This window comes from Calditerricola yamamurae, from assembly GCF_054654135.1.
Window position 1 is genome coordinate 1 of the sequence record NZ_BAAIFH010000001.1, and the last position, 3,413, is coordinate 3,413.

A 3,413-nucleotide genomic window follows, 5' to 3' on the forward strand; every position below is an offset into this window, starting at 1 on the left:
GTACACGAAAGGATGGTGTGCCCGACAGGGCTCGAACCTGTGACCTCCACCGCGTCAAGGTGGCGCTCTCCCAGCTGAGCTACGGGCACGCGGATTGTCAAGTGGTGGGCCCACCAGGACTCGAACCTGGGACCAATCGGTTATGAGCCGACCGCTCTACCAACTGAGCTATAGGCCCACAGGTGGTTGCGGGGGCAGGATTTGAACCTGCGACCTTCGGGTTATGAGCCCGACGAGCTACCTGGCTGCTCCACCCCGCGCCGACGAAACTTACTATACCACAACGGTCGAAAGAAAATCAAGTGGGAATTTGAGAGAAGTCCTCTCCGTTCCTCACCACATGTAGCGCACGCCGTAGCGGCCATTTTTCAGGCGCACCACCTCCACCTCTCGCGGGCTCTTGTAGCCGTACAGCCACCAGTCTTCCTCCATCCTCTTGGCCAAACAGCCCGCTTGAAACTTGGAGTCAAACACCTTGGCCCAATAAATCCAGCGCCCTGGCTGAGCGGGTTTGGATGGTTTTTCCATATCCTCCCACCTGTCCTTCCGACGTCGTGATCACGTGGGTCACGGGCAAGAGCCTCCTTCGCTGGCCGGTCCCACGCCTCCCTTGCCCGTGATCCGGACCTTTCGCCTACCCGGCGTGCGCTTCCGGTTCCACCTCTGTTGCGTCGCGCTTGGCCTCCAACGCCGCCTCCTCCTCATCGCGCAGGCGATGCGCCAAGCGACTCGAGGCGGACGCGGCGATGCTGCAGACGATATCGTCCAAAAAAGTGTGCACGCCCTTCCCAGCCTTGGTGTCCAGCTGTTTGATGATGCCCACCTTCTGCTTGTCAAGATGTCCGAAGGTGGTCACGGCAATGCTACCGTAACCGAACACGGATCCCAACGCCAGCGTTTCGTCGCAACCAAACAGGCTTTCATCCGACCGAACCAGGGAAAGCAGCGGTTCGGACAACAGGCCCTTCTCGGCCAGGACGTCCAGCTCCACCCCGACCAGGATGGCGTGCTGCACCTCCCGCTTTTCCAACACGCGTTCCACGCTTTCCACGCACGCCTCCATCGAAAGGTCCGGCGTATACGGCGACTGCATGAGATACACGATTTCCGCAATCGCTTCAACGGTCACACCGCGCTCCCGCAACCGTTGGAGAGCAGCGGCTTTCACTTCCTTGCTCGACACCCGTCTGCGCAAGGGATCAATCTCCTTTCAGCGCAAAGTCGAATTCTTCCCTTCATTTCTATCATAGCACAACGGGCCAAAACTGCGACAAAACTGCAATCCAAACCGCTACGCTTGTTTATTCCCGAAAGCGACTACGCCCAAGGATCGCTTCACGGCGAATCCTCCCTCCACCCCATACCCTTCCCTCCCCTGCTGGTTCCGATACCCTAGCGGCGGCAGGGATCATCGTCCCCGGGGTCGCAATTTGATACAATAGGAGCATCGATCACACGCACGAATCAAGGAGGTATGTCCATGCTCTACTGCGTCTGCCTGTTCCCGCAGCGGGACGTGCAAGAACGGGCCAATTCCTACCGCAAACGGTACGACCCGCACTATGCGCAGATTCCCCCGCACATCAAAGTGACCGAGCCCTTCTCGATGGCTGACAACGCGCTGATGTCCGTTGTGGCAGACTTGACCGATGTGGCCAAGAACAGCGAACCGTTTACGCTTCACTTTCACAAATTTGGCACGTTCCACCCAACCCATAACGTGCTCTACTTCGCTATCAAGGAGGAGCCGGCCCTGCTGGAACTCCGTCGCCGGCTGTATGAGCGCCTCCCGCTCGGCAAACCGAAGCACCCCTTCATTCCCCACCTGACCATCGGACAAGACCTGCCCAACGAAGAGCTGCTCGACGTCTACGGGCGCCTGCGCATGACCAATCTGGATCTGATCTCTCCCATCGATCGGTTCCACCTGCTGTACCGGTTGGACGACGGCGTGTGGACCGTGTACCAGACGTTCCTGTTCGGAAAAGAATGCTGATCGGCAAGGGAGGGAGGACGATATGGAAGATCCCGTTGTCGTGCTGGCCGCCGATGACGCGCAGAAACGGGACGCCCTGGCCGTGCGCGAAGCAGTCTTCATTCGCGAGCAGGGCGTTCCGCCGGAGCTGGAACTGGACGAACATGACCAAACCGCCCTCCATTTCGTCGCGTACGCCGGTGGCCGCGCGATCGGCGCAGCGCGCCTTCGCCCCTACAACAAGGATACGGGCAAGGTGGAACGGGTTGCGGTGCTCTCCGCCTGGCGCGGCAAGGGCGTCGGCCGCCTGCTGATGGCCGCGGTGGAGCAGGAAGCGGCCGCCCGGGGCTTTGTGCGTCTTCGCCTCAACGCGCAGACCCATGCCGAACCGTTTTACCGCAAATTGGGATACGAAACGGTCAGCGAGGTATTCGAGGAGGCGGGCATCCCGCACGTGACCATGGTCAAAACCTTGGCCCCGTAACCGAAAACGTCCGCCCCTTCCGCCAAAGGGAAGGCAGCGGACGTTGAGAGGGTGGCCCCCCGGGTTCCATACGAGGTGTTCGCCCGTTTAGTACCCGAGGATATGGTAACCGCTGTCGACGTGGATCACTTCGCCGGTGATGCCCCGCGACAGGTCGCTGAAAAGGAACAGCGCCGTATCGCCCACCTCGGACTGGTCGGTGGTGCGGCGCAGGGGCGCCTTTTCCTCGATCGTCTTCAGGATCTCGTTAAACCCGCGGATGCCCTTCGCCGCCAGCGTGCGGATGGGGCCGGCGGAAATGGCGTTGACGCGGATGCCGTCAGGACCGAGGTCGTTGGCCAGGTAGCGCACGGTCATCTCGAGGGCCGCCTTGGCCACACCCATCACGTTGTAGTTTTTGACCACCCGCTCCCCGCCGAGGTAGGTCAGCGTGACGATGCTCCCCCCCTCGGTCATCAACGGACGCGCCGCACGCGCCACGGCCACCAGCGAATACACGCTGACGTCCTGGGCCAGGTGGTAGCCGTCACGGGACGTGTTGACAAATTCGCCCTCCAGCTCCTCCGTCTTCGCGTAGGCAATGCAATGGGCCAGGCCGTGCAGCACGCCCACCTCCTCACGGATCCGGGCGAAGACGGTGTCGATCTCCTCATCCTTTGTCACGTCGCACGGCAGGAGCAGCGAATCCTGGCGCGGCAGCGTCGCCACCAGATCACGCACGTTGGCTTCCAGCCGCTCCCCTTGATACGTAAAAATGAGGCGTGCACCGGCGCGGTGGGCCGCTTGGGCGATCCCCCAGGCAATGCTGCGCTTGTTGGCCACGCCCATGATGAGAATGTTCTTGCCTTCCAATAATCCTTGCATCGCGTTTCCTCCCTTTCCTAACGTGACCCCACGTCGCCACCGTCAACGTCATTTAGTATACCATTTCCTCCCGTGGACGCACGAGCGGTC

At 61.0% G+C, this 3,413-nt stretch carries 5 protein-coding genes and 3 tRNA genes; 2 read left to right on the forward strand and 6 right to left on the reverse strand.

Features of this window, described 5'->3' with window-relative positions; translation table 11 throughout:
* Positions 1-13 precede the first annotated feature (13 nt).
* From ACYQ0Z_RS00005 to ACYQ0Z_RS00025, 5 genes are all read right to left on the reverse strand, one after another.
* Positions 14-89 (reverse strand) — tRNA-Val (locus ACYQ0Z_RS00005).
* Positions 90-102: 13 nt separating this feature from the next.
* Positions 103-178, reverse strand: a tRNA-Ile gene (locus tag ACYQ0Z_RS00010).
* A 5-nt stretch (positions 179-183) separates the two neighbouring features.
* Positions 184-260: transfer RNA gene (locus tag ACYQ0Z_RS00015), tRNA-Met, on the reverse strand.
* Between the two features lie 73 nt (positions 261-333).
* Complete coding sequence (locus ACYQ0Z_RS00020) at positions 334-528, reverse strand: hypothetical protein (protein WP_459863158.1); 195 nt, start codon at positions 526-528, stop codon at positions 334-336.
* A 106-nt stretch (positions 529-634) separates the two neighbouring features.
* Positions 635-1,195 carry a phosphatidylglycerophosphatase A family protein gene (locus ACYQ0Z_RS00025; protein WP_459863160.1) on the reverse strand — a complete coding sequence of 187 codons (561 nt, stop codon included), beginning with the start codon at positions 1,193-1,195 and terminating at the stop codon, positions 635-637.
* Positions 1,196-1,480: 285 nt separating this feature from the next.
* Between ACYQ0Z_RS00025 and ACYQ0Z_RS00030 the strand changes: the two genes are divergently transcribed.
* Both ACYQ0Z_RS00030 and ACYQ0Z_RS00035 read left to right on the forward strand, forming a co-directional pair.
* Positions 1,481-1,996 carry a 2'-5' RNA ligase family protein gene (locus tag ACYQ0Z_RS00030; protein ID WP_459863162.1) on the forward strand — a complete coding sequence of 172 codons (516 nt, stop codon included), beginning with the start codon at positions 1,481-1,483 and terminating at the stop codon, positions 1,994-1,996.
* A gap of 22 nt (positions 1,997-2,018) precedes the next feature.
* Positions 2,019-2,459: a GNAT family N-acetyltransferase gene (locus ACYQ0Z_RS00035; protein ID WP_459863164.1), complete on the forward strand. Its 441-nt coding sequence runs from the start codon at positions 2,019-2,021 to the stop codon at positions 2,457-2,459.
* 87 nt (positions 2,460-2,546) lie between these two features.
* Here the strand turns inward: ACYQ0Z_RS00035 and fabI are convergent, their stop codons facing one another.
* On the reverse strand, positions 2,547-3,323 hold the full coding sequence (gene fabI, locus ACYQ0Z_RS00040) for an enoyl-ACP reductase FabI (RefSeq protein ID WP_459863166.1): 777 nt from the start codon (positions 3,321-3,323) through the stop codon (positions 2,547-2,549).
* Between the last annotated feature and the right edge of the window lie 90 nt (positions 3,324-3,413).